Raw genomic sequence first — 22,906 nt, 5'->3', positions numbered from 1 at the left:
GGCTTTCCTTCAGGCCGCGGCGCGGTCGTTCAGCAGCGCCGCCAGCGCCGCCAGGTCCACGCCGACCAGGCTTCGCACCTGGTGTACGGCGGGGATGGGGGGCAACGCCACCTCGGCGGGTACGGCCAGCACGGCCGCCCCGGAGGCGAGCGCGCTGGCCACCCCGGTCGGTGAGTCCTCGATCGCCACGCACCGCTCGATCGGCGCGCCCAACAGCCGGGCGGCGGTCAGGTACGGCTCGGGGTGCGGCTTGGCCGCGACCACCTCGTCACCCGCGACCACCACGTCGAAGGTGTCCCGCCCGAGGGTGTCCAGGGCGACCTCGACCAGCGCCCGGGGGCTGGAGGTGACCAGGGCGGTGGGGACTCCCGCCGCGCGGACCGCGTGCAGCAGCTCGAACGCGCCCGGCCGCCAGGGCAGACCGGTACGGAACAGCTCCAGGATCCGGGCGTTGATCCACGCCGCGCTGATCTCCGGATCGCGCTCGGGTTGGCCCAGGTCGTCGTGCAGGATGCGCATCGACTCGGCCATGGCCGTGCCGATGATCGACCGGCGGGCATCGGCGGACAGCTCCCCGCCGTACTCGCGGGCCAGCTCCTGCAACGCGACGTCCCACAGCTTCTCGCTGTCGACCAGCGTGCCGTCCATGTCGAAGAGCACGGCGGCGGGGTGTTGGCTGCTCAGCGGATCCTCCAGGGGTCGTGACCGACACCGGCGATCCTGCCAGCCGGGTCCGCCGCCGGTGGCGGCCACGGCTCCGAGGGTGACCGGGGCAACCCCGCTCAGCTCAGGTCGCACTCCTTCAGCGAGCGTTCGTAGCCACGGAAGAACCTGTCGGTACGCTGTTCGGCGGTGCCGTGCGCGCCCTCGGCGAACCACGGCTGGTCCGGGTCGTCGCCGACCGCCGCCACGCCCTCGCGAAACTCGTCCAGGTCGCCCTTGGCGAGTTTCAGGTCGCCGGCGCGCACCGAGTCGCCGAGGTACGCCCCGGCCATGCAGTCGGCCTGCAACTCCTGCTGGATGGTGAAGCTGTAGTTGATGCCCAGGCGCACCTGGATGCCGTGGGCGTACTCGTGACCGAGCAGGTAGAACACGAACGCGTCACCGACCTCGCGGAACGCCGCCACCGACCAGGCCACGTCGTACGCGATGAAGTCGCCCTGCGAGCAGTAGACCGCGTTGTTGCGCGGCAGTGGCTGACCGCCGCAGGAGACCTCACCGGCCCGCTGGTACGGGGTGACCCGCCGGATCGGCGTGAAGCGCTGCCCGGACGCCTTGAACTGGGCCGCCCAGTAGCGCTCCGCGATCGCCTGCGCGTCGGCGACGTCCTGTTTGAACTCGGCCACGGTGGTGGTGCTGTCGGCGCGGGTGGTGTTCGGCTCCGGCGAGGCGGCCGGCGGGTTCGCCCCTGGACGTTCACCCTCCGGCTCGGCCAGGCCACCTCCCGCGCAGGCGAGCGACACCAGCGCGACGACCACCAGGCCCACGAGAGGTCCCCGCGCGACGCGTCCCGACCATGCCCCCACTGTGCCTCCCCAGACCTCGGCGCCCGCACCACGCCATACCCCGACGGTACGACCACCACGCCCGTCACCGGATTCACGCACAACCACCCCGGACGGTTCACGCCCCGCACAGAACCCCTTCCCCCTCCCCCGGACCCCCGCCCCTCCCCCCGGTGATCAAGAAGTTTGCGTCAGCCCGTGCGGCGTGTCGTGACGCGAACCTCTTGATCACCGGGCCCATCGGGTGGGGGTGGGTGGGGACGGTTCACCTGGTGGGGGTCGGGGTCGGGGGGCCAGAATGGGCCGGGGCGGAGGTGGCCGTCCGGTCGGGAGGGCGACGTGCACGTGCTCGGCAGCCGTCGACGAAGCCAACCGGCCCCGGCGCATGTCGTGTGGCGGTCGCTGCGGGACCCGTACGAGGCCGGCAGTCGGCCCTGGCTGGAGTTGCGCGACGACGAGGTGCCGCCACGGGTGGTGGCGGGGTACGCGCCGGTGCTGCTGGTGTGGTCGTCGCTGTGGCCGCACCGGCCACTGGACGAGATCCGTTTCGACATCTCACCCGGGCGTCCCGGCGGTGACTGCGCGGTGCGCTGGACCCTGACCACCCCCGACCCGGACCTGCCCAGCGAGAGCACCCTCGGCTACCTCCGCCACCGCCTCAACTACCTGATCAACAACCACCTCCGCCTCTCCTACGGCCAATAACCCCCCACCCGCCTACTGCCGTTGATCATGAAGTTATCGCGCCGACACGCCGACATCGATGGCAATAACTTCATGATCAACGGGGCGAAAGCGGGGGCGGGCGGGAGGGGCGGGGATGTCCGGGGGGGTGGGGTTGGGTTCGACGTTTCTGGTGAGCGGTGCCGGGGCGGCACCGGGAACAGGAAGGCCACCATGAAATACATGATCATGCTTTACGGGTCGCAGCGGGACTACGACGCGTTGTCGGGCCGGCCCTCCGACCGGCCGGCCATGTCGGCTGAGCAGGTGGCGGCCATGCACCAGCACATGGAGACGTTCCACCAGGCGCTCGCCGAATCCGGGGAACTCGTCGACGCGCGGGGCCTGAGCGAGCCCGTGCACGCCCGTCGCGTACGGGCGCAGGGCGGGACGCCCGTGGTCACCGACGGCCCGTACGCAGAGACGCAGGAGGTCCTGGCGGGTTACACGGTCGTGGAGTGCGTCAGCTTCGACCGGGCCACCGAGATCGCCGCCGGCCTGGTCGACCCGGACACCCCGGGGGCGTACGTGGACGTGCGGCCGGTGCTCGAGGGCGTCGAGGACCTGGCCGGCTGAGCACGTGCCCGAGACACTCGCCGAGGACCTGCTGCGCGAGTTGGCGCCGCAGGTCCTCGGCGCGCTCGTCCGGCGCTTCGGGCACTTCGACACGGCCGAGGACGCGGTGCAGGAGTCGTTGATCGCGGCGGCGGACACCTGGCCGCGCGACGGCGTACCGGACAGTCCCCGGGCGTGGTTGATCACCGTCGCGTCCCGGCGGCTCACCGACCTGCTCCGGCGCGACCAGGCGCGGGCGCGGCGGGAGGAGAGGGCGGCCCGGTGGATGCTGCCGGAGCAGTGGCTCGCGCCGGCCGCCGACCGGCTCCAGGACGCCGACGACACGCTCATCCTGGTGTTCCTGTGCTGCCATCCGGCGCTCACCCCGGCGTCGCAGATCGCGCTGACGCTGCGCGCGGTCGGCGGGTTGAGCACCGCGGAGGTGGCCCGCGCGTTCCTGGTGCCGGAGGCGACCATGACCCGGCGGATCAGCCGGGGAAAGCAGCGGATCCGCGACAGCGGCCTCCGGTTCGCCCCACCGACGGCAACGGAGCGCGCCGATCGGGTCGCCGCGGTACTGCACGTGCTCTACCTGGTGTTCACCGAGGGGTACGCGCGTACCGCCGGGCCGGGGCTGCTGCGCGCCGACCTGACCGCCGAGGCGATCCGACTGACGCGGTTGGTGCGAAGGCTGCTGCCCGACGACCCCGAGGTCACGGGACTACTCGCGTTGATGCTGCTCACCGACGCCCGCGCGCCGGCGCGGATCGGTCCACACGGCGAGTTGGTGCCGATGGCCGAACAGGACCGCGCCCGGTGGCGGGCCGACCAGATCGCCGAGGGCGTCGCGTTGGTCGCCGAGGCGCTGCCGCGCGGGCCCGTCGGGCCGTACCAGCTCCAGGCGGCCATCGCGGCCGTGCACGACGAGGCGCCGAGCGCGGCGGCCACCGACTGGGCACAGATCACCGCCCTCTACGAGGTGCTGCTGGGCCTGTCCGACAACCCGGTGGTGTCGCTCAACCACGCCGTCGCGATGGCGATGAGCCGGGGGGCTCGGGCCGGCCTGGCGCTGCTCGCCCACCTGGACGGCGACGCCCGGTTGGCCGACGATCCGCGGCTGCCGGCCGCCCGCGCCCACCTGTGGGAACTGACCGGTGAGCGGGCCGCGGCGCGCGAGGCGTACCGGAAGGCGGCCGCACGCTCGACGAACCTGGCGCAGCAGCGCTACCTCAACGCCCGCGCGGACCGGCTGGGCGACGACCCGCCGCCCGCCGGCTGAGGTAGCGACCCGGCCGGGCGTCGACCCCAGCCGAACGCCCACAGCCGAGGCGGGCCGGGCGGACGGTGGCGTCAGGGGCTGGCGGCGAGGAAGACGAACGCGGCCAGCAACACGAGGTGGACGCCGCCCTGCAACACGTTGGCCCGCCCCGGTACGACGGTCAGCACCGCCGTCACCGCGGTGAGGGCCAGCAGCGCGAGCTGGGTGCCGCCGAGGCCGAGCAGCAGCGGGCCGTCCAGCCAGATCGAGGCGATGGCGATGACCGGAATGGTCAGACCGATGCTGGCCATCGCGGAGCCGAGGGCGAGGTTGAGACTGATCTGTACGCGGTCGCGGCGGGCGGCGCGGGCGGCGGCGAGGGTCTCCGGCAGCAGCACCAGCAGGGCGATGATCACACCGACGAACGCGTGCGGCAGGTTGGCGGCCGCCACGCCGGCCTCGATGGTCGGTGAGACGGTCTTGGCGTCGCCGACCACCGCGACCAGCGCGACCAGCAGCAGGGCGAGGCTGACCAGCGCCGCGCGGGTGGTGGGCGGCTTGGCGTGCTCCTCCGCGTCGATGACCCGACCCTCGGTGTCGACCGGCAGGAAGTAGTCGCGGTGCCGGCCGGTCTGCACCAGCACGAACAGCCCGTACAGCGCGAGCGAGGCGACGGCGGCGAAGGTGAGCTGGGCCGGGCTGAACTCCGGGCCGGGCCGGGCGGTGGTGAAGGTCGGGATGACCAGGCTCAGCGTGGCCAGGGTGATCACCGTCGCCAGGGCGCCGCCGGTGCCCTCGGGGTTGAACACGGCCACCCGCCGGCGCAGCGCCCCGAGCAGCAGGGACAGGCCCAGGATGCCGTTACACGTGATCATGACGGCGGCGAAGACGGTGTCGCGGGCGAGCGACTGGGTCTTCTCCGGGCCGCTGATCATCAGGGTGACGATGAGGGCCACCTCGATGACGGTGACCGCGACGGCGAGCACCAGCGAGCCGTACGGCTCCCCCACCCGGTGTGCCACCACCTCGGCGTGGTGCACGGCCGCGAGCACCGCGCCGCCCAGTAGCGCGGCGACCACCACGACGACCGGGCCGGGGAGATCTCGCCCCCACGTCACGAGCAACACCAGCACCGCGAGCACGGGTACGGCGACGGTCCAATCAAGCAGGCGGGATCGAAGCTGGGCTGGCATGCGTCAAGAGTGCCAGGTCACGTGATCATGTGCCCACCATCGATGCGCCTCGTCGCGTGATCCGTAACCCATAGGTTACGCTTCTCGGCGTGGACGAGGTGGCCGCGGCGATCGCGGACCCGGTACGGCGGCGCATCCTGAGCATGCTGCGTGACGCGCCGCTGACCGCTGGCGAGATCGCCCAACGGTTCGCCATCAGCCGCCCGGCGGTCAGCCGCCATCTGCGGGTGCTCCGCGAGAGCGGGCTGGTCCGCGACGAGCTGGTCGGCCGCACCAGGATCTACCGCCTCGATCCCGCCCCGCTTGCCCCGCTCGTCGACTGGCTCGGCGGGCTCGCCGCGCCGGAGGAGTGGGAGCAGCGCCTCGACGCCCTCGAGACCGAGGTCTATCGGACCCGCCGGGAACGCCGCACCCGCGGCCCGGCCGCCCATCGAACGGAGCACACCGCATGACCCGGACCCCCGCTGGCCGCCTGTTCCGCACCGCCACCGGCCACGACCTCGTCCTCACCCGCACCTTCCGCGCCCCGGCGGCGGACGTGTGGGCGAGCCTGACGGACCCGGAGCGCACCGCCCGCTGGTTCGGCCCGTGGGAGGGCGACGCCCGGCCCGGCAACACCATCCGCGTCCAGATGGCGTACGAGGAGCAGCAGCCCTGGTGCGACGTACGCGTCGAGGAGTGCGAACCGCCTCGTCGCCTGGCCGTGTCGATGGTCGACGATCACGGCGACTGGCTGCTGGGATTCGCGCTGACCGAGACCGACGGCACGACCGAGCTGCGCTTCACCCAGCACCTGCGCAGCCTCGACGGCGTCGCCGAGGTGGGCGCCGGCTGGGAGTACTACCTCGACATGCTGGTCGCCTCGCGGGACGGCACGCCCCGACCGGAGTTCGACGAGTACCACCCGGCGATGCGGTCCTACTACGAGGCGCTGGCCGACGGGGTCTGAGGGTCGACCTCCCGCCGCAGTCGGGCGAACTCGGCCGTCAGCGCCGGCAGCGGGAAGTGGGCGTTCAGGCCGCTGGGGTTGGGCAGCACCCAGACCCGGGCCGGGCCCATCCGATCCGGCTGCGGGCCCAGCGCGGCCTTCGGCCGGACGAACGCGATCCGGTACGCGGTCACGCCGAGCACCGCCACCCACCGCGGCCGGTGCCGCTCGACCTTGACCGCCAGCCCGGTCACCCCGGCGACCAGCTCGGCGGCGGTCAGCTCGTCGGCCCGGGCCGTGGCCCGGTTGCTGAGGCTGGTGAGGCCCAGCCCCTGCCGGAGCAGTTCGGCGCGCTCCCACGGGCGCAGTTCCCGGTCGGTGAAGCCCGCGCCGTGCAGGGCCGGCCAGAAGCGGCTGCCCCGCCGGGCGAAGTGCTCCCCCACCGCCGCCGAGTAGAGCCCCGGGTTGAACCCACAGAACAGCACCCGCAGGCCAGGGCCGATGACATCCACCAGGCCGCGACCGGCCGCCGCCGCGACCTCGTGGCGGGTCGGCGGCCGCCACGGCGGTGACACGTCCGCGTCCATGACACCGATCCTGCCGTACGCGCCGACGCCCGTCCCCGCTTGCCGACGACGGCGACGCACGGACCCGGTGCGCGCCGATGGTCATGCTTTGACACCCTGAGCCGATGCAATCCACCGACCACCTGACCGCCAGCCGTTACGCGCGGATGCGCTGGAACACGCCCCTGTCGGAGGAGCACGCGGCCCTGCTGCTGCGCCGCCTCGACGTCCGCCCCGGCGCGCGTGTGCTGGACCTGGGCTGTGGGTGGGGCGAACTGCTGCTGCGCGCTGTCGCCGCCGGCGGTGTGGCCGCTCCGGTCGCGACGAGGGGCGTGGGCGTCGACACCGACGAGGCGGTCCTCGCCCGGGGCCGCAGGCTCGCCACCGAGAGATCGCTGAACCGGCACGTCGCCTTCGTGGAGGGCGAGGCCGCCGCCTGGCAGGAGCCGGCCGACCGGGTTCTGTGCGTCGGCTCGGCGCACGCCTTCGGGGGCACCGGAGCGGCCCTCGACGCCCTCGCCACCGTGGTCCGCCCCGGTGGGCGGCTGCTGCTCGGCGAGGGGTACTGGCAGCGTGATCCCAGCGCGGAGGTCGCGGAGATCTTCGGTGCGGACGTCACCGACCTCGCGGGCCTCGTCGAGGCCGCCCGTGAGCGAGGCTGGCGGCTGCTGCATCTGAGTACCGCCGACCAGCGGGAGTGGGACGACTTCGAGTCCAGCTGGCTCGCGGGCCGACAGGAGTGGCTGTTGACCTATCCCGAGGACCCCCGCGCGGCCCAGGTCCGCACCGAGCTCGACGACCGGCTGCGCGAGTACGTGGGCGGCTACCGCGGCGTACTCGGCCTCGCGTACCTGGTCCTCGGTCGCTGACACCTCTGCCCAAGGTCACCGCCCTGGCGTACGTCGCCTCCGGCGAATGCCGGGCTCGTGCGCGCGTCCCAGGCCGCAGCACGTGGGGTTGACGGGCGCAGACATCGGAGGTTTACTGCCTCAACGACACCAGTCGATACTATCCGTCCGTCCACACTGGCCGGTTGGAGTCGTCGGCTGGCTCGTGTACCGCAACACGGCACCATCACCACCGCTCCACATCACCACCGCTCCACATCACCTCAGCCGAGCATCGGCGGCCCGGCTTCCGCATCACCGCCACCATGGCCCCTGACGCGCCCACGCGCGCCGTGCGGGGTCGACGCTCAGCTAAGGAGCATCACCATGCGTTCCCGTCCCCGCCTGTTGGCCCTCGTCACCGGCCTGGCCGTGATGATGGCCGGTCTGGTCGCGCTGCCGACCACCGCCTCGGCGGCACCACTGACCAAGGTCCTGGTGTTCAGCAAGACCGCCGGCTTCCGGCACTCGGCCATCCCCAACGGCATCGCGGCCATCCAGCAGCTCGGCGCTGCCAACGGCTTCAGCGTGACCGCCACCGAGGACGCCAACCAGTTCACCACCTCCAACCTGGCCCAGTACCAGGCGGTGGTCTTCATGTCGACGACCGGCGATGTGCTCAACTCCAGCCAGCAGACCGCCTTCGAGCAGTACATCGCCGCTGGCGGCGGATACGTCGGCGTGCACGCGGCCGCGGACACCGAGTACAGCTGGCCGTGGTACGGGCAGTTGGTCGGGGCGTGGTTCGACTCGCACCCGGCGATCCAGACCGCGACCGTGAAGATCGAGGACCGGAGCAACCCCTCGACCGCGCACCTCGGCGCCACCTGGGTCCGCTCCGACGAGTGGTACAACTACCGCACCAACCCCCGGTCCACCGCACGGATCCTCGCCAGCCTCGACGAGTCGTCCTACAGCGGCGGCAACATGAACGGCGACCACCCGATCACCTGGTGCAAGGCGTACGGCGGCGGACGGGCCTGGTACACGGGTCTCGGGCACACCGAGGCGTCGTACACCGACCCGAACTTCACCCGGATGCTGCTCGGTGGCCTGCAGGTCGCCGCTGGTTCGGTGAGCGCCAACTGCTCGCCGGGGACGAACCCGACCACCCCGCCGCCGACCACGGCCCCGCCGACCACCCCGCCGCCGACCACCGCGCCGCCCACGACGGCTCCGCCGACCACCCCGCCGCCCGCCGTCGCCGGTTCGACCCTGCGGGCCCGCGCCAACAACCAGTACGTCAGCGCGGCCAACGCCAGCACCCCGCTGATCGCCAACAAGACGTCCGTCGGCACCAGTGAGCGGTTCGAACTGGTCAACCTCGCCAACGGCAACGTCGCGCTGAAGGCCAAGAGCAACGGGCAGTTCGTCGCGGCGGAGAACGCCGGGGCCTCCGCGCTGATCGCCAACCGGGCCACCGCCGGCGCGTGGGAGACGTTCCAGCTGATCCGCAACTCCGACGGCACGGTGAGCCTGCGGGCCACGGTGAACAGCCGGTACGTGGCCGCCGACAACGGAGGCTCCTCCCCGCTGATCGCCAACCGGACCTCCATCGGTCAGTGGGAGAAGTTCGACCTCGTCACCACCAACTGACCGCACCACGACCCACACCCCGCCACCCACACCTGGTCGTGGTGCGCCCCAGCACGCCCCGGCCCTGGTCGTCGAGGAAGGACGATCATGCTTTCGAAATCCCGGCGCTGGTCCCGGGCACTCGTCGCGGCGGTCACCACCGTCGCGAGTGTGACCCTGGCCGTGGCCGCCAACTCCCCCGCCGCGCAGGCGGTGGTGATTCCCGCCAGTGACTACCAACAGATCAAACTCGCCACCGGCTCCGCCGAGCTGGGCGAGGCCATGTCGCTGGCCGTCCTGCCCAACCGCTCGGTGCTGCACACCGCCCGCAACGGCGTCCTGCGGGTGACCGACGTGGCCGGCAACACCAAGACCTCCGGCACCCTGTCGGTCTACACCCACGACGAGGAGGGGTTGCAGGGCGTCGCCGTCGACCCCGGCTTCGCCACCAACCGGTGGATCTACCTGTACTACTCGCCCACGCTGAGCACCCCGTCCGGGGACGCGCCCACCACCGGCTCGCAGTCCGACTGGGACCGGTGGAAGGGGCACCTGCGGCTGTCCCGGTTCACCCTCAACAGCGACGACACGCTCAACCTGAGCAGCGAGAAGATCGTGCTCCAGGTCGCCAACGACCGTGGGCAGTGCTGCCACGTCGGCGGTGACCTGGACTTCGACGCCGCCGGCAACCTGTACCTGACCACCGGTGACGACACCAACCCGTTCGAGTCGTCGGGCTACGCGCCGCTGGACGAGCGGACCAACCGCAACCCGCAGTTCGACGCCCAGCGCTCCGCCGGCAACACGAACGACCTGCGGGGCAAGGTGCTGCGGATCACGCCGCAGGCGGACGGGACGTACACCATCCCGTCGGGCAACCTGTTCGCGCCCGGCACGGCCAACACCCGTCCCGAGATCTACGCGATGGGTATGCGCAACCCGTTCCGGATGAGCGTGGACAAGGCGACCGGCGTCGTCTACGTCGGCGACTACGGCCCGGACGCGGGAAGCACCAACTCCAGCCGGGGCCCGCAGGGTCAGGTCGAGTTCAACCGGATCACGGCGCCGGGCAACTACGGCTGGCCGTACTGCACCGGCAGCAACACCAGCAACGAAACATACAACGAATACACCTTCCCGTCCGGGCCGTCGCAGTCGAAGTACAACTGCACGGGTGGGCCGACCAACAACTCGTTCCGCAACACCGGCCTGCAGACCCTGCCCGCGGCGAAGCCGGCCTGGATCAAGTACGCCGGCGACTCCGGCTCACCGTCGGAGTTCGGCAGTGGCTCCGAGTCGCCGATGGCCGGACCGGTGTACCGGTACGACGCCTCGCTCAACTCCAGCGTCAAGTTCCCGCAGTCGCTGAACGGCCTGTTCTTCGCCGGTGAGTACGGTCGCCGCTGGATCAAGCCCATCGCCATCAACGCCGACGGCTCGCGGGGAGAGATCTCCAGCTTCCCGTGGTCCGGCACGCAGGTCATGGACATGGCCTTCGGCCCGGACGGCGCGCTGTACGTGCTGGACTACGGCACCGGCTCGAACAACCAGGCGCTGTTCCGGATCGAGTACATCGGCGGCGGCAACCGCAACCCCATCGCGGTCGCCTCGGCGAACCCGACCTCCGGGGCCAACCCGTTGACGGTGAACTTCTCCTCGGCGGGCAGCTCCGACCCCGAGGGTGGGGCGCTGAGCTACCTGTGGACGTTCGGGGACGGCACCACGTCGACGGCGGCGAACCCCACCAAGACGTACACCACCAACGGCACGTACTCCCCCACGTTGAAGGTCACCGACCCGACCGGGCTGACCGGTACGGCGAGCCTGGTCGTCACCGTGGGCAACACCGCGCCGACGGTGACGCTCACCTCGCCCGCCGACGGGCAGCTGTTCAACTTCGGTGACACCATCTCGTACCAGATCAGCGTGAGCGACCCGCAGGACGGCACCATCGACTGTTCCAAGGTGAGCCTGACGTACGCGCTGGGCCACGACAGTCACGCCCACCAGATCACCTCGAAGAACGGGTGCAGCGGCTCGATCACCGTCCCGACCGACGGCGAGCACGACTCCGCGGCGAACATCTACGGGGTCTTCGACGCCGCCTACACCGACAACGGCGGGCTGACCACGCACAGCATCCGGACGCTGCAACCGAAGCACCGCCAGGGTGAGCACTTCGGCGGCCAGTCGGGCGTCCAGGCCACCGACCACACCAGCGCCGAGGGTGGCCGCACGGCCGGGTTCATCGAGAACAACGACTGGATCTCGTACACGCCGTACAACCTGACCGGCGCGAACCGCATCACCGTGCGGGCGTCGTCGGCCGGGGCCGGCGGCACGATCGAGGTGCGGACCGGGTCGGCAACCGGCACCCTGCTGGGCACCGTCACGGTGCCGGTGACCGGCAACTGGGAGACCTTCACCGAGGTGTCCGGCACGATCAGCAACCCGCCCAGCGCGTCGACCACCCTGTACCTGGTGTTCAAGGGCGGGTCGGGCTACCTGTTCGACGTGGACGCGTTCACCTTCACCACCGGCACCGGTGGCAGCACGCCGGTGACCACGCTACGGGCGCAGATCAACAACCAGTACGTGTCGGCGGTCGGCACCACCGCGTTGATCGCCAACAAGGCCAGCGTCGGCAGCACCGAGCAGTTCGACCGGGTGGACGCCGGCAACGGCAACATCGCCCTGAAGTCGCGCTCCAACGGGCTCTACGTCTCGGCCACGAGCACTACCGCACCGTTGGTCGCCACCGGCACGTCGATCGGGGCGGCGCAGACCTTCCAGATCGTCAACAACTCGGACGGGACGGTCAGTCTGCGTGCCACGATCAACAACCAGTTCGTGTGCGCGGAGAACTCCGGGGCCGGGTCTCTGATCGCCAACCGCACGACCGCCGGGGCCTGGGAGAAGTTCTACCTGACCACCGGCTGACACGTGGTGGGCCCGGCCCGTTCGGTGACCGGGCCGGGCCCACCGCACCATCGACTGCCGACGCGCCGCGTCGACTAGGGCCTGTTTCATAAGGGCGGTCGAGCCGAGGCGGAGTCCGGGCGGCGATCCGGCAAGGCGCGGTTTCGTCCGGATACAACACCGGTATCCGGACGAAACCGCAACGCTGCCGGTCGTCGTCCGGGCCCGCCGCAGGCCGACCAGTTCTCATGAAGCAGGCCCTAGGGGTCCCCGCCGTCACGAGTCGGCGGGGACTCCGCTGTCGAGTTGCCCGATCACCGGCGCCAGCAGATCGTTGAGTTCCCTGGCCAGCACCACGACCGCCCGCCGCGCCGCGGCGGGCACATTGTCGTGGGGACCGTCGGGTGTCGGCGGCAGGCCGTCGAGCGGCAGCGGGGCCTCCACCTGGAGCAGCGCCCGCAGGTACGGGCGGCGCGTCCGGTCCTGCTCGGTGGGCGTGGTGAACTGGCCGAACAACTGCGGCCAGTTCTCCCACCCACGGTCGCGTTGCCACTGCTTGCTCCAGGTCAGCTCCGCGGGCCAGCGGGAGGCCACGGTGACCGCGCAGACCATGCTGCCGTCCCACGGGCTGCGTTGGCAGGTCGCCGAGATGATCCGCCGGTGCCACCGGACGAAGCCGGGCGACAGCTCGCTGGCCACCCGCCAGGCCGTCGCGGCGAACGCGACCGGCGCGAAGTCCCCCCAGGTCTCGGCGAAGTCACCGATCCGGCGGAGCACCTCGGCCTCGTACCGGCCGTGGCCGTCGACGCCGTGCTCGCGGTCGAACTGCTCGTCCAGCCAGAAGGCGCGCGGTTCCGGCATCCTCGACCCCGTTCTTAACGATCGCGCCCGCCACGGTCACGCGTCGGTCACGCACGGATACGGACGCCTCTATCCCACCATGATGCAGAACGGGTGGCCGGCCGGGTCGGCGTACACGCGCAACGGCTCTTCGGGGTCCTCGATCCGGTCGTAGCGCAGCCGGCCGCCGAGGCGCAGCACGCGCTCGTGTTGGACCAGCAGTTCGTCGACGGAATCCACGGTCAGGTCCAGGTGTAGCTGTTGTGGCACATCGTTCTTCGGCCACGTCGTCTCGGGCAGGCTGTCGACCTGCTGGACCGCGATCTGCGGGCCACCATCCGGGGACCGCAACACCAACCAGTCACGCCCGCGCTCGTCGGGTCGGCCGTCCGCCGGTGGCTCGTCGCCGGGCCGGTAGACGAAGCCCATGAGCTGCCGGTAGAACTCCGCCAACTCCCGCGCGTCGGTGCCGTCGAGCACCACCGACGTCAGCCGGGGAACGCCCTCCTGGTCGACCATCCTCGATCACCTCCGGACGCCATTCTGGCCGGGCCACGCTGCCGTCGCATCCGCAGGCGGCACCGTACTTGACACACACCCCGCTGGACAGTGGACGATTCAGCGTGCGAATTCTCGTGGTGGGTGGCAGTGGCTTGATCGGCGCGCACGTCGTGGAGGTGCTGCGCGAGCGCGGTCACGACACGACCTCGGTGGCGCGTTCCGCCCAGCCGGGGGTCGACCACCTGCTCGATGTGGGGTCCGCCTCGATCGACGAGCTGCGGTCGTTGCTCGCCGGTCACGACGGCGTCGTGTACGCCACCCGGACCGACGAGCAGCGGCCGTTGCCGAAGCCGATCTACCCGCAGTTCCGGCGGGAGAACGTCGATCCGGTGGTACGCCTGTTCACCGCCGCCCGCGACGAGGGCCTCACCCGTGGGGTGGTGATGGGCTCGTACTACACGTACTTCGACCGGCTCCATCCGCAGTGGCGGCTCGGTGAGCGGCACACGTACATCCGCTGCCGGCTGGAGCAGGCCCGCGAGGGGCGTGCCGCCGCCGGCGTGGGCCTGCCGGTCGCCGTACTCGAGCTGCCCTTCGTCTTCGGTCGGGCTGGTGACCGGCTGCCGAACTGGGCCGGGCCGCTGGACCGGTGGGCGCGCTCTCGTACCCCTTTGCTGGCGCCGACCGGCGGAAGCGCCGCGGCCTCGGCGCGCAGCGTGGCCGAGGTCGCGGCCGACGCCCTCGAGAGCGCCAGCGGCGCGGACATCCCGGTCGCCGACGAGAACCTCACCTGGCACGACATGCTCGGGCGCATCGCCGAGGCGGTCGGCCGACGCCGCCGGGTCGGCCGGCTGCCGGCCGGCGCGGCGCGGACGGCGCTGCGGCTGGGCGGCGCGGCGCAGGCGCTCGGTCGCAAGGAGTCCGGGATCAACCCGACCTTCCTCGCCGACCTTCTGCTCGCCGAGCTGTTCATCGAGCCGACGACCGGCCGTTCGCTGGACGCCGCGCTGCGCGAGACCTTCCCCGGTTAGCCGGGTGGACGCGCGAGGTACGCCGTCTTGACGTCGGCCGAGAACCCGCAGGCACGGTAGAAGGCGTGGGTGGCCGGGTTCCGCGAGCCGGTCATCAGCATCGCCTTGTAGCAGCCCGCGTCCCAGGCGGCCTGGAGCGTGCCGGCCATGATCTGCCGACCCAGACCGGTACCTCGCCGCGATTCCTCGACGACGACGTTCTCGATCACCGCGTACGGCGACGCCGACCGGCTGAGGTTGGGGATCACGTTGAGGTACGTGGTGGCGACGACGATCCCGTCCAGTTCCAGGACGAACAGCCGCAGGCCTGGTGAGCGGAGGATCTGCGCGAAGGCCGCCAGGTCGGTGCCGTCGTCCAACACCGGATCGTCCGGGTTCAGCTGTCGGTAGAGGCGGATGATCTGCGCGAAGTCGTCGGGCCGGGCCGCACGGAACATGCCGGCAGCGTAGCGGCGACGATGGGCGAGCGCTGTCCGCGCGGGCACGTCCCCCGCGTGACCGATCGCGATCAGGATCTTGACAGCCCTGGGTGGGAGGGGAAGCATCATCGCCGATTAGACAACGTTGTCAAACCCGTGCGTGGCTCCGATGTGGAGTGCGAACGCGTGACGGGTCGCCGCCGCCGAGCTTCGTGCAGACGGTGCCAACCGAAGGGCCAACACTGTGTCAGACACATCGGCGCGCCTGGCGTACACCGCCAAACGCCGAACCCTCGCCGCCGCCACCGCCGTGGCCGTGGCGGCGCTGGCGGCGGTCTCCGCGGGCACACCCGCCGCGGCCGCCGCGCCTGTCCGCCTGGTCACCGACCCCGCCGGGTACGTCAACCCGCTGATCGGTTCCACGAACCTCGGCAACACCTACCCCGGAGCGGTCCGCCCCTTCGGGATGCTGGCCTGGAGCCCGCAGACCAGCGCCGGCAAGCAGACCTCGACCCCCGCGCCCGGTGGCTACGAGTACGGCGCGACCCGGATCCGCGGCTTCAGCCTCACCCACCTCAACGGGGTCGGCTGCAACGGCGGCGCGGGCGACATCCCGATCATGCCGGTCGTGGGCGACGTCAACTCCTCGCCGTCCGTCGACACCTCCGACGCGACGTACGCGAGCAGCTTCTCCCACCAGAACGAGACCGCGCGGGCCGGCTACTACCGGGTGGGCCTCGACAGTGGCGCGTCGGCGGAGCTGACCACCACCCCGCGCACCGGCTCGGGCCGGTTCGGCTTCCCGGCCGACCAGCCCGCCAGCATGCTGTTCCGCACCTCCAACTCGGAGACCGGCAGCACCGACGCCACCGTACGGGTGGACGCCGCGGCCCGGACCGTCACCGGCTCGGTCACCGCCGGCAACTTCTGCGGCCCGCACAGCGAGAACAACCGCAAGTCCCTGTACACGCTGAACTTCACCGCCCACTTCGACCAGCCCTTCGCCAAGGTCGGCACGTGGCAGGACGGCACCCGGACGCCGGACGCCACGACGGCGACCGGCGGCACCGGCCTCGACGCGGGCAACCCCGTGCCGGGCAAGGGGTCCGGCGCGTACGTCACCTTCGCCCAGGGCACCACGACCGTCGGCGTGAAGGTCGCCATCTCGTACGTCAGCCTGGACAACGCCGAGGCCAACCTGCGGGCGGAGAACCCACGGCAGAAGAGCTTCGACGCGGTCCGGTCGGAGGCCACGGCGGCCTGGCAGCGCGAGCTGAGCAAGATCAAGGTCGGCGGCGGCACCAACGACCAGCTCAGCACCTTCTACACGGCGCTGTACCACTCCATGCTCGAACCCACCCTGACCAGTGACGTCGACGGCCGCTACCTCGGCGCCGACGGCACGCCGCACCGGCTCACCAAGGGCCAGGACGCGCAGTACGGCACCTTCTCCGGCTGGGACCAGTACCGCGCCCAGGTGCAGCTGATGACGCTGGTCAACCCGAAGGCGGGCAGCGACTATGCGCAGTCGTTGTTCAACTACGCCACCCAGCGGGGCGGCGAGTGGGACCGCTGGCTGCTCCAGCACGGCAAGACGAGCGTCATGTCCGGCGACCCGTCGGCCCCGGCGATCGCCGGCATCCACGCCTTCGGCGGCCGGGACTTCGACGTCAAGGGCGCTCTCCGGTCGCTGATCACCGCGGCGACGGTGCCGAACGCCAACGACTCCGACAGCGCCGGTTGCAACGTGGCGTGCGTCGGTCAGCGTCCCGCCCTCGACAAGTACCTGGAGTTGGGCTACGTCCCCGCTGACGGCTGCTCCTGCTGGGGCGGCGCGGCCGAGACGATGGAGGACGCGGTCGCCGACTCCGCGCTCGCCGAGCTCGCCGGGCAGGTCGGCGACCAGGCGAACGAGCGGATTTTCCGTAAGCGGTCGGGCACCTGGAGCAACGTCTTCGACCTGACCGCCACCGCGCAGGGCGGCTACCCGCGCTCCCGCAAGGCCGACGGCACCTGGGCGGAGCGCGACTTCCAGCCCGCGACCGAGAGCGGGTTCGTCGAGGGCAGCAGTGCCCGCTACACCTGGATGGTCTACTCCGACGTCGCCGGCCTGGCCCGCGCCATGGGCGGCAACAAGGTGGCCGAGCAGCGCCTCGACGCCTTCTTCCGTACGCCGGACGGCGCCTTCGACTTCTCGGCCCGCGACCTCACCCGGTACGACCCCACGAACGAACCGGACATGAACGCGCCCTACCTCTACAACTACTTCGGCGCCGCCGACAAGACCCAGCAGACGGTCCGCGCGGTGATGGACCAGCTGTGGGGCAACACCCCCGGCGGCATCCCGGGCAACGACGACGCCGGCACCATGTCGTCGTGGTACGTCTTCTCCGCGCTGGGCATGTACCCGCAGAACCCGAGCCGGGCCGACCTGGTGCTCACCGCGCCGCTCTTTCGGCGCGCGGTGATCGACGCCGGACCCGGCCGCCGGATCACCGTCGACGCCCCGGCCGCGTCGGCCCAGAACACGTACATCCAGTCGGTCAAGGTCAACGGTAGGACGTCGACCCGGAGCTGGGTCCCCGACACCCTCGTCAACAAGGGCGGCACCGTCTCCTTCGTACTCGGCGACAAGCCGAACACCAAGTGGGGCAGCTCCCCCGCCGACGCCCCGCCCTCGTACGGCGACGGCCGGCGGCCGTACCTGACGGGCGCGAGCCCGCAGACGCTGAAGGTGGAGCCGGGCAGCACCTCGGCGACGACGTACAAGATCCAGGCATTGACCGAGGCTGCCACCACCGCGCGCTGGAAGGTCAGCGCGCCCGCCGGCCTGACCGTCACGCCCAGGCAGGGCGAGTTCAGACTGGCCGGCGACGGGTTGGGCAGCAGGGAGCTCACCGTCTCCGCGCCGGCCGACCTCAAGCCCGGCGCCTACGCCGTGACGGTGACCGCCACCACCACCTCCGGTACGGCACTGCCCACCGTCACCATCCCCGTGACGGTCGCCGTGCGGGACAGCGTGCTGTGGAACCTCAACAACAACGGCATCTCGGCCGACGACACCAATCCGCAGGCCAACTTCGACACCGGCGGCTGGAGCTACTCCGCCACGGCGCTCGAAGCCGCCGGGGTGAAGCCGGGATCCACCGTGTCGGCCAACGGGTTCGACTTCACCTGGCCGAACGTGGCCCCAGGCGACCCGGACAACATCCTGGTCGGCGGCGGCGGTCAGGTGCTCAGCGTGCAGGCGGCGGAGGGTGACACGAAGCTGAGCCTGCTGGGCAGCGCCGCGTTCGGTGCCACCAGCGGCACGCTGACGCTGACGTACACCGACGGCACGACGCAGCAGGCGACGGTCGGCTTCAGCGACTGGACGCTGGGCGGCGGGTCCGACCAGCCGTCGTTCGGCAACGTGACGGCGGTGCACACCACGTACCGCGACAAGATGGGCTCGGGGGTCGAGCCGGTGGCGACGTACGTCTTCGCGACGACCCCGATCGACCTGCAGCCGGGCAAGCGGCTCGCGAGCCTGACGCTGCCCACCACCGCCGAGGGCGGCGTCATCCACCTCTTCGGGGTGGCGACGGACTGACGCGAGACACGAGGGCCTGCTCCGCCACTCGGCGGAGCAGGCCCTCATTGGTACGCGCCGGCTGCACGCCGGGCGGTGGCGCTCAGCGCAGCTCCTCGGCCAACCCGACGACGATGCCCTCGGGGCCGCGGACGTAGCAGAGCAGGAAGATGTCCTCGTACCGCTGCACCTCCCCGACCAGTTCCGCCCCGTGGCGGCGCAGCCGGGCGATCGTGTCCTCGACGTCGTCCACGGCGAACATGATCCGGCGAATGCCGAGGGTGTTCGTCGGCGCGTCCTCCGGCTCGTGCCGAACGGCCTTCGGCGCGTGGAACATCGCCAGCTCGACCTTGCCGTGACCGTCCGGGGTACGCAGCATCGCGACCTCCTGCCGCACGTCGTCGATGCCGATGACACGCTCCACCCAGCGCCCCTCGACCGGTCCCCGGCCCTCCACCTCCAAGCCGAGTTCGACGAAGAACGCGATGACCGCGTCGAGGTCCTCGACCACGATGAGGACGTTGTCCATCCGCCGGATCGCCATGCTGGTTCCTCCTCTACGTGTGGTCGCCGGGACCGACGTCGCCGGCCTGCCGCGCGGCGATGTCGACGAACTCCCGCACCAGCGGTGACCGGTTGTTCTCGGCCCAGGCCAGGCACACCTGGTTGTCAGCGAGGTCGCCGACGGGCACGTGGACGACGTCCGGCCTGGTATAGAACCTCGCGATCGACAGCGGCAGGATCACCACCCCGGCCCCTGCGGCGACGTGCTCCAGCTTTTCCTCGACGGAGGTCAGCACCGGCCGGGGGCGGGGCTCCGGGTCCGTCGGACGATTCGGCAGGTCCCGCCACTCCGGCACCGCGTCCGGGTCCTGAAGCAGGCGCTCCTGGGCCAACTCGGCGAGGTCGACCGACTCCTTGCCGGCCAGATGATGTTCGCCGGGCAGGACCACGACGCGGGGTTCGGTGAACAGCGGGCGGAGGCGCAGGCCCCGCTGGTCGACCGGAAGCCGCACGTAGCCGACGTCGGCGCGCCCCTCGCGGAGCACCTCGGCCTGGTCGTCCCGGGAGGTGCGGACGACACCGACAGCCAGTTCGGGGTGCAGCTGAGCGATGGCACGGGCCTCGGCCGTGACGATGATGCCCGGCATGAACGCGATGGTGAACGTCGGCCGGCCGTGCGCCGCCCGCTGCACCCGCCGACCCAGGGCCTCGGCCGAGGCCAGAAGCGGACCGGCGTCGGCCAACAGTTGACGACCGGCCTCGGTCAGCACGGTGGAGCGGCGATCCCGAACGAAAAGCTCGGCGCGGAGTTCGCGCTCGAACGCCCGGATCTGCCGCGACAGGACCGGCTGGGCGATGTGCAGCCGCGCGGCCGCCCGGCCGAAGTGCAGCTCCTCGGCGACGGCCACAAAGTAGCGGAGCTTACGCAGATCGACGTCCATCCGACCCTCCCGTCCAGCACTCACGATACCCGTCGGGCATCACAGCAGCTCAAAGAGGTCTTGGACGTGAGCATCAGTGCCGACGCACCGTAGTGAGCGTCAGCCGAACGATCCGGAAGGACCATCATGACCCTCACCGACCAGCGCGTCGTCGTCCTGGGCGGCACCTCGGGAATCGGGCTCGCGACCGCCGCCCGGGCCGCCCAGGAGGGCGCCCAGGTCGTGGTCGCCTCGCGCAACCGGCACAGCGTGGACCGCGCCCTCGCCGCCCTGCCGGCCGGCACCCAGGGGTACGTCGCCGACCTCGCCGACCCGGCCGACGTGACGCGCCTGTTCCAGGGGCTCGGCCCGTTCGACCACCTCGTTTACACCGCCGGCGAACCGCTCGCGCTGATGTCCGTCGACGCCCTCGACCTCGCCGCCGCCCGTACCGCCTTCAACCTGCGCTACTTCGGTTCGCTGACGGCGGTCCACGCGGCGCTCCCGCACCTGCGGCCCGGCGGGTCGGTCACCCTCACCACCGGCACCGCCAATCACCGGCCGAAGGCGGGCTGGTCGGTGGTCGCCGGCATCACCGGAGCGATCGACGCGCTGGTCCGCTCGCTCGCCGTCGAACTGGCGCCGATCCGGGTCAACGCCGTCTCGGCCGGCGTCATCCGCTCACCGCTGTGGGACACACTGCCCGACGACACCCGAGAGCAGATGTACGCCCACCTCAGCGCGTCACTGCCGCTCGGCCGCGTGGGCGAGCCCGAGGAGGTCGCCGAAGCGTTCGTCTACCTCCTGCGGTCGACGTACGCCACCGGCACGCTGGTCACCGTGGACGGCGGCACCCTGCTCGCCTGAGAACGGCGCGCTTCGCCTCCCTCTCGCCATGCCAGGACAGGCACCCGATGACCCCCACTGACGTGCTTGATTATTCCGCGCATGTCGGAGCAGGAAAGCATTTACCCCAATCCAGCATTCACCGGGAATGCCCAACACCAACGGAGGCAACTCGCATGAAGTTGAGATCGTTCGCAAGCGCTGCGGCCACGATTGTTGCTCTGACTGGCGGCATGACTGCCTTCGTATCGCCCGCCAACGCATCTGTTTCACAAGGTTACATCAAGGGGATTGACTCGATCAATGACGACTGGGGGGACGAGGGAATACTCAGCACCACCTCTCACTCATACAGTCTGGCCACGGGCCTCTGGCAGCAGGTCCTCAAGGGAGAGGGGCTCTATTCGGGCTCTGTCGACTGCGCCTTCGGACCTATGACAAAGTCGGCAACCGAAGCCTTCCAGTCGCGTTATCATCTACCGATAGATGGCGCCGCCGGCCCTCAAACCATGGGGCGAGCTGACGACTTTCTCAAGTTGGGCACAACCGACACGTATATCGACTATGATCGCGGCATTAACGGTGGGGCGTGGTTCCGTCGCATCGACAGCACCTATCACCTATATCTCAACGGAGCTTGGCGGCCAGCCTCCTATTCGTCAACGGCTGGCTGTTAACCGGCACTTGTTCCAGGTTCTCTTTCCTGGACAATCCGTTGGTTGAGAGCAGCGCGCTACGGTAGCTGTCGTCATCCCGTATGCCGTCGACCCGCCTTTCCGGGGAGCAGGCCTCCGCCCGGTCCGCCACGTCAGGATGGCTTTGACGCACGTTCGGACGCTGGCGGGTCGGGCGGTGGTCTGCTCGGCTTGCCCGGGTCGATGGCAGGCGGGATGGCCCGCGCAACCACCCACGGACCGCAACCCGTCAACGGGGTTGCGCCCCTCGGGCAGACGGCAGGTCGCCGGCCGGGGCGTGACCCTATCCAACGCGTACGCACGATCACGCCCGTGACAGTGGACGCTGCGCCCACCGGGCGCTGCCCCGGCCTCTCGCCTCGATCCCGTATGGGAAGCTGCGGCGGTGACGACGTTCAACATCCGTACCGCCACGCCGGCAGACGACGGTTTCCTGGTCGACATGCTCGTGCAGGCCGTCAACTGGCTGCCCGAGCGCAACTGGTCACGCGAGGAGATCCTGACGAAGCCCGAGCTGGCCCACTACGTCGCCGGCTGGATGCGCCCGGGAGACTTCGGGGTCGTCGCCGTGGATCCGGCTGATCGGCCGATCGGCGCGGCCTGGTGCCGACACCTGACCGCCGGCGACCCGGGCTACGGGTACGTCAGTGACGACGTGCCCGAGCTGACCCTCGGGGTGGTGGACTCCTGGCGCAATCGCGGCGTGGGCCGGGCGCTCGTACGCGCGGTGCTGTCCGTCGGAGCCGAGCGCGGCCTACGGGCGGTGTCGTTGAGCGTGGAGCGGGCCAACTTCGCCGCGAAGCTCTACGCGAGCGAAGGCTTCCACACGGTCGAGTCGCTCGACGACGCCGACACCATGGTCGCCCAGCTCGCCGACGGCGCCTCGGCTGACGCCGACCCGTCGGTCAACGAGAACCCCTGACCGTCGACGTCGCGGGCTACTGCCCGGGCCGCGCACCGTCCGGCGCGACCGGCCCGTACACGTGGCGACGCACGAGGTCGTCCCGTTCCAGGATCACGTCAACGACCTGCCAGAACTCAGCGATCCTCGGATGACTCAGCCCCTCTTCCCGGCTGAGCTTGCGTCCGAAGACCGGACTGTCACCGCCCACCTCGCCACCGTTCACGAGCGTCGCGGCAGGGGCCGGGGAACCGACCACGGGACCGACCCGGCAGCCGAACGTGATGTGGTCGTCGACGCGATCCTGGCCCCACGTCCCTAAGATGGCATCGATCCAGGCCTCGTGAACCCCGTTGTGGTGATAGCAGCTCGCGAAGTAGACAGCGAAGGCAGTGTCGCCCTCGTAGATGTTGGCCCAGGTCCGGTCCGCCTGCGTGTCGCAGCACTGGCACACGAACTCGCGTACCTGGCGGCTGCTCTCATCGATCACGAGATTCACGGCGCGAACTCTAGCGGCACCGAGCGCAGTCCCTCGACGGCGGCAATACTCGATCAGAGTGCGACGTGAC

General features: G+C 70.9%; 23 protein-coding genes. 13 read left to right on the top strand and 10 right to left on the bottom strand.

Going from position 1 to position 22,906, the window contains the following annotated elements; all coding sequences use genetic code 11:
* Window positions 1–9: 9 nt before the first annotated feature.
* Complete coding sequence (locus ACQP03_RS15980) at window positions 10–660, bottom strand: HAD family hydrolase (protein WP_357398176.1); 651 nt, start codon at window positions 658–660, stop codon at window positions 10–12.
* Window positions 661–782: 122 nt separating this feature from the next.
* Window positions 783–1,526 carry a neutral zinc metallopeptidase gene (locus tag ACQP03_RS15975; RefSeq protein ID WP_357119291.1) on the bottom strand — a complete coding sequence of 248 codons (744 nt, stop codon included), beginning with the start codon at window positions 1,524–1,526 and terminating at the stop codon, window positions 783–785.
* Between the two features lie 318 nt (window positions 1,527–1,844).
* Between ACQP03_RS15975 and ACQP03_RS15970 the strand changes: the two genes are divergently transcribed.
* The 3 genes from ACQP03_RS15970 to ACQP03_RS15960 all read left to right on the top strand — a co-directional run bounded on the left by ACQP03_RS15970 (window position 1,845) and on the right by ACQP03_RS15960 (window position 4,062).
* Window positions 1,845–2,210 carry a hypothetical protein gene (locus ACQP03_RS15970; protein WP_357398156.1) on the top strand — a complete coding sequence of 122 codons (366 nt, stop codon included), beginning with the start codon at window positions 1,845–1,847 and terminating at the stop codon, window positions 2,208–2,210.
* Between the two features lie 201 nt (window positions 2,211–2,411).
* Window positions 2,412–2,804, top strand: a complete 393-nt coding sequence (locus tag ACQP03_RS15965; RefSeq protein ID WP_357119296.1) for a YciI family protein — start codon at window positions 2,412–2,414, stop codon at window positions 2,802–2,804.
* Between the two features lie 4 nt (window positions 2,805–2,808).
* Complete coding sequence (locus tag ACQP03_RS15960) at window positions 2,809–4,062, top strand: RNA polymerase sigma factor (RefSeq protein WP_357398159.1); 1,254 nt, start codon at window positions 2,809–2,811, stop codon at window positions 4,060–4,062.
* Between the two features lie 71 nt (window positions 4,063–4,133).
* On the opposite strand, the gene ACQP03_RS15955 is transcribed toward ACQP03_RS15960, so the two are convergent.
* Complete coding sequence (locus ACQP03_RS15955) at window positions 4,134–5,234, bottom strand: calcium:proton antiporter (RefSeq protein ID WP_355053005.1); 1,101 nt, start codon at window positions 5,232–5,234, stop codon at window positions 4,134–4,136.
* Window positions 5,235–5,323: 89 nt separating this feature from the next.
* Here ACQP03_RS15955 and ACQP03_RS15950 point away from each other — a divergent pair, with 89 nt between their 5' ends.
* Both ACQP03_RS15950 and ACQP03_RS15945 read left to right on the top strand, forming a co-directional pair.
* Window positions 5,324–5,686 (top strand): ArsR/SmtB family transcription factor, encoded by a 363-nt coding sequence (locus tag ACQP03_RS15950; RefSeq protein ID WP_357119302.1) that lies wholly within the window; start codon window positions 5,324–5,326, stop codon window positions 5,684–5,686.
* The gene (locus ACQP03_RS15945; protein WP_357119305.1) at window positions 5,683–6,183 is read left to right on the top strand and encodes an SRPBCC family protein; all 501 of its coding nucleotides are present in this window, start codon (window positions 5,683–5,685) and stop codon (window positions 6,181–6,183) included. The genes ACQP03_RS15950 and ACQP03_RS15945 overlap by 4 nt, the downstream gene beginning before the upstream one ends.
* Here ACQP03_RS15945 and mug read toward each other — a convergent pair.
* Window positions 6,156–6,749 carry a G/U mismatch-specific DNA glycosylase gene (mug, locus tag ACQP03_RS15940; RefSeq protein ID WP_357119308.1) on the bottom strand — a complete coding sequence of 198 codons (594 nt, stop codon included), beginning with the start codon at window positions 6,747–6,749 and terminating at the stop codon, window positions 6,156–6,158. The two genes, ACQP03_RS15945 and mug, sit on opposite strands and share 28 nt — an antisense overlap.
* A 104-nt stretch (window positions 6,750–6,853) precedes the next feature.
* Between mug and ACQP03_RS15935 the strand changes: the two genes are divergently transcribed.
* From ACQP03_RS15935 to ACQP03_RS15925, 3 genes are all read left to right on the top strand, one after another.
* Window positions 6,854–7,597, top strand: coding sequence for an SAM-dependent methyltransferase (locus ACQP03_RS15935; protein WP_357119311.1), 744 nt, complete (start codon window positions 6,854–6,856; stop codon window positions 7,595–7,597).
* Between the two features lie 345 nt (window positions 7,598–7,942).
* Entirely contained in the window at window positions 7,943–9,211 is a 1,269-nt protein-coding gene (locus ACQP03_RS15930; RefSeq protein WP_433461058.1) for a ThuA domain-containing protein, read from the top strand.
* An 87-nt stretch (window positions 9,212–9,298) separates the two neighbouring features.
* Window positions 9,299–12,130, top strand: a complete 2,832-nt coding sequence (locus ACQP03_RS15925; protein ID WP_357398168.1) for a PQQ-dependent sugar dehydrogenase — start codon at window positions 9,299–9,301, stop codon at window positions 12,128–12,130.
* A gap of 255 nt (window positions 12,131–12,385) precedes the next feature.
* Here ACQP03_RS15925 and ACQP03_RS15920 read toward each other — a convergent pair whose 3' ends face one another.
* Complete coding sequence (locus tag ACQP03_RS15920) at window positions 12,386–12,970, bottom strand: hypothetical protein (protein ID WP_357398388.1); 585 nt, start codon at window positions 12,968–12,970, stop codon at window positions 12,386–12,388.
* A gap of 69 nt (window positions 12,971–13,039) precedes the next feature.
* Window positions 13,040–13,468 carry a VOC family protein gene (locus ACQP03_RS15915; RefSeq protein WP_357398386.1) on the bottom strand — a complete coding sequence of 143 codons (429 nt, stop codon included), beginning with the start codon at window positions 13,466–13,468 and terminating at the stop codon, window positions 13,040–13,042.
* A gap of 104 nt (window positions 13,469–13,572) precedes the next feature.
* On the opposite strand from ACQP03_RS15915, the gene ACQP03_RS15910 reads away from it, so the two are divergent.
* Window positions 13,573–14,481, top strand: a complete 909-nt coding sequence (locus tag ACQP03_RS15910; RefSeq protein ID WP_357398384.1) for an NAD-dependent epimerase/dehydratase family protein — start codon at window positions 13,573–13,575, stop codon at window positions 14,479–14,481.
* Here the strand turns inward: ACQP03_RS15910 and ACQP03_RS15905 are convergent.
* Window positions 14,478–14,918, bottom strand: a complete 441-nt coding sequence (locus ACQP03_RS15905) for a GNAT family N-acetyltransferase (protein ID WP_357398382.1) — start codon at window positions 14,916–14,918, stop codon at window positions 14,478–14,480. The two genes, ACQP03_RS15910 and ACQP03_RS15905, sit on opposite strands and share 4 nt — an antisense overlap.
* 226 nt (window positions 14,919–15,144) lie before the next feature.
* Here ACQP03_RS15905 and ACQP03_RS15900 point away from each other — a divergent pair, with 226 nt between their 5' ends.
* Window positions 15,145–18,492 carry a GH92 family glycosyl hydrolase gene (locus tag ACQP03_RS15900; protein ID WP_357398377.1) on the top strand — a complete coding sequence of 1,116 codons (3,348 nt, stop codon included), beginning with the start codon at window positions 15,145–15,147 and terminating at the stop codon, window positions 18,490–18,492.
* A gap of 82 nt (window positions 18,493–18,574) precedes the next feature.
* Here the strand turns inward: ACQP03_RS15900 and ACQP03_RS15895 are convergent, their stop codons facing one another.
* Together ACQP03_RS15895 and ACQP03_RS15890 are read right to left on the bottom strand one after the other, a co-directional pair.
* The gene (locus tag ACQP03_RS15895; protein WP_357170244.1) at window positions 18,575–19,015 is read right to left on the bottom strand and encodes a VOC family protein; all 441 of its coding nucleotides are present in this window, start codon (window positions 19,013–19,015) and stop codon (window positions 18,575–18,577) included.
* A gap of 13 nt (window positions 19,016–19,028) precedes the next feature.
* Window positions 19,029–19,916 carry a LysR family transcriptional regulator gene (locus ACQP03_RS15890; protein ID WP_357119335.1) on the bottom strand — a complete coding sequence of 296 codons (888 nt, stop codon included), beginning with the start codon at window positions 19,914–19,916 and terminating at the stop codon, window positions 19,029–19,031.
* A 126-nt stretch (window positions 19,917–20,042) separates the two neighbouring features.
* Here ACQP03_RS15890 and ACQP03_RS15885 point away from each other — a divergent pair, with 126 nt between their 5' ends.
* From ACQP03_RS15885 to ACQP03_RS15875, 3 genes are all read left to right on the top strand, one after another.
* Window positions 20,043–20,762, top strand: a complete 720-nt coding sequence (locus tag ACQP03_RS15885) for an SDR family oxidoreductase (protein WP_357170241.1) — start codon at window positions 20,043–20,045, stop codon at window positions 20,760–20,762.
* A gap of 47 nt (window positions 20,763–20,809) precedes the next feature.
* Complete coding sequence (locus tag ACQP03_RS15880; RefSeq protein WP_357119341.1) at window positions 20,810–21,418, top strand: peptidoglycan-binding domain-containing protein; 609 nt, start codon at window positions 20,810–20,812, stop codon at window positions 21,416–21,418.
* Window positions 21,419–21,821: 403 nt separating this feature from the next.
* The gene (locus ACQP03_RS15875) at window positions 21,822–22,358 is read left to right on the top strand and encodes a GNAT family N-acetyltransferase (protein WP_357170235.1); all 537 of its coding nucleotides are present in this window, start codon (window positions 21,822–21,824) and stop codon (window positions 22,356–22,358) included.
* 16 nt (window positions 22,359–22,374) lie between these two features.
* Here the strand turns inward: ACQP03_RS15875 and ACQP03_RS15870 are convergent, their stop codons facing one another.
* On the bottom strand, window positions 22,375–22,836 hold the full coding sequence (locus ACQP03_RS15870) for a hypothetical protein (RefSeq protein WP_357398374.1): 462 nt from the start codon (window positions 22,834–22,836) through the stop codon (window positions 22,375–22,377).
* Window positions 22,837–22,906: the final 70 nt, after the last annotated feature.

Source organism: Micromonospora sp. CA-248212 (assembly GCF_050948405.1).
In the GTDB taxonomy this organism is placed as follows: domain Bacteria; phylum Actinomycetota; class Actinomycetes; order Mycobacteriales; family Micromonosporaceae; genus Micromonospora.
This window is presented reverse-complemented; position numbering and strand designations above follow the sequence as displayed.

Coding starts and splice junctions, on each gene's coding strand:
- ACQP03_RS15895 (WP_357170244.1), bottom strand. CDS start 19,015: ATGGCGATCCGGCGGATGGACAACGTCCTCATCGTGGTCGAGGACCTC.
- ACQP03_RS15880 (WP_357119341.1), top strand. CDS start 20,810: ATGACCCCCACTGACGTGCTTGATTATTCCGCGCATGTCGGAGCAGGA.
- ACQP03_RS15885 (WP_357170241.1), top strand. CDS start 20,043: ATGACCCTCACCGACCAGCGCGTCGTCGTCCTGGGCGGCACCTCGGGA.
- ACQP03_RS15925 (WP_357398168.1), top strand. CDS start 9,299: ATGCTTTCGAAATCCCGGCGCTGGTCCCGGGCACTCGTCGCGGCGGTC.
- ACQP03_RS15915 (WP_357398386.1), bottom strand. CDS start 13,468: ATGGTCGACCAGGAGGGCGTTCCCCGGCTGACGTCGGTGGTGCTCGAC.
- ACQP03_RS15945 (WP_357119305.1), top strand. CDS start 5,683: ATGACCCGGACCCCCGCTGGCCGCCTGTTCCGCACCGCCACCGGCCAC.
- ACQP03_RS15965 (WP_357119296.1), top strand. CDS start 2,412: ATGATCATGCTTTACGGGTCGCAGCGGGACTACGACGCGTTGTCGGGC.
- ACQP03_RS15935 (WP_357119311.1), top strand. CDS start 6,854: ATGCAATCCACCGACCACCTGACCGCCAGCCGTTACGCGCGGATGCGC.
- ACQP03_RS15905 (WP_357398382.1), bottom strand. CDS start 14,918: ATGTTCCGTGCGGCCCGGCCCGACGACTTCGCGCAGATCATCCGCCTC.
- ACQP03_RS15955 (WP_355053005.1), bottom strand. CDS start 5,234: ATGCCAGCCCAGCTTCGATCCCGCCTGCTTGATTGGACCGTCGCCGTA.
- mug (WP_357119308.1), bottom strand. CDS start 6,749: ATGGACGCGGACGTGTCACCGCCGTGGCGGCCGCCGACCCGCCACGAG.
- ACQP03_RS15890 (WP_357119335.1), bottom strand. CDS start 19,916: ATGGACGTCGATCTGCGTAAGCTCCGCTACTTTGTGGCCGTCGCCGAG.
- ACQP03_RS15930 (WP_433461058.1), top strand. CDS start 7,943: ATGCGTTCCCGTCCCCGCCTGTTGGCCCTCGTCACCGGCCTGGCCGTG.
- ACQP03_RS15920 (WP_357398388.1), bottom strand. CDS start 12,970: ATGCCGGAACCGCGCGCCTTCTGGCTGGACGAGCAGTTCGACCGCGAG.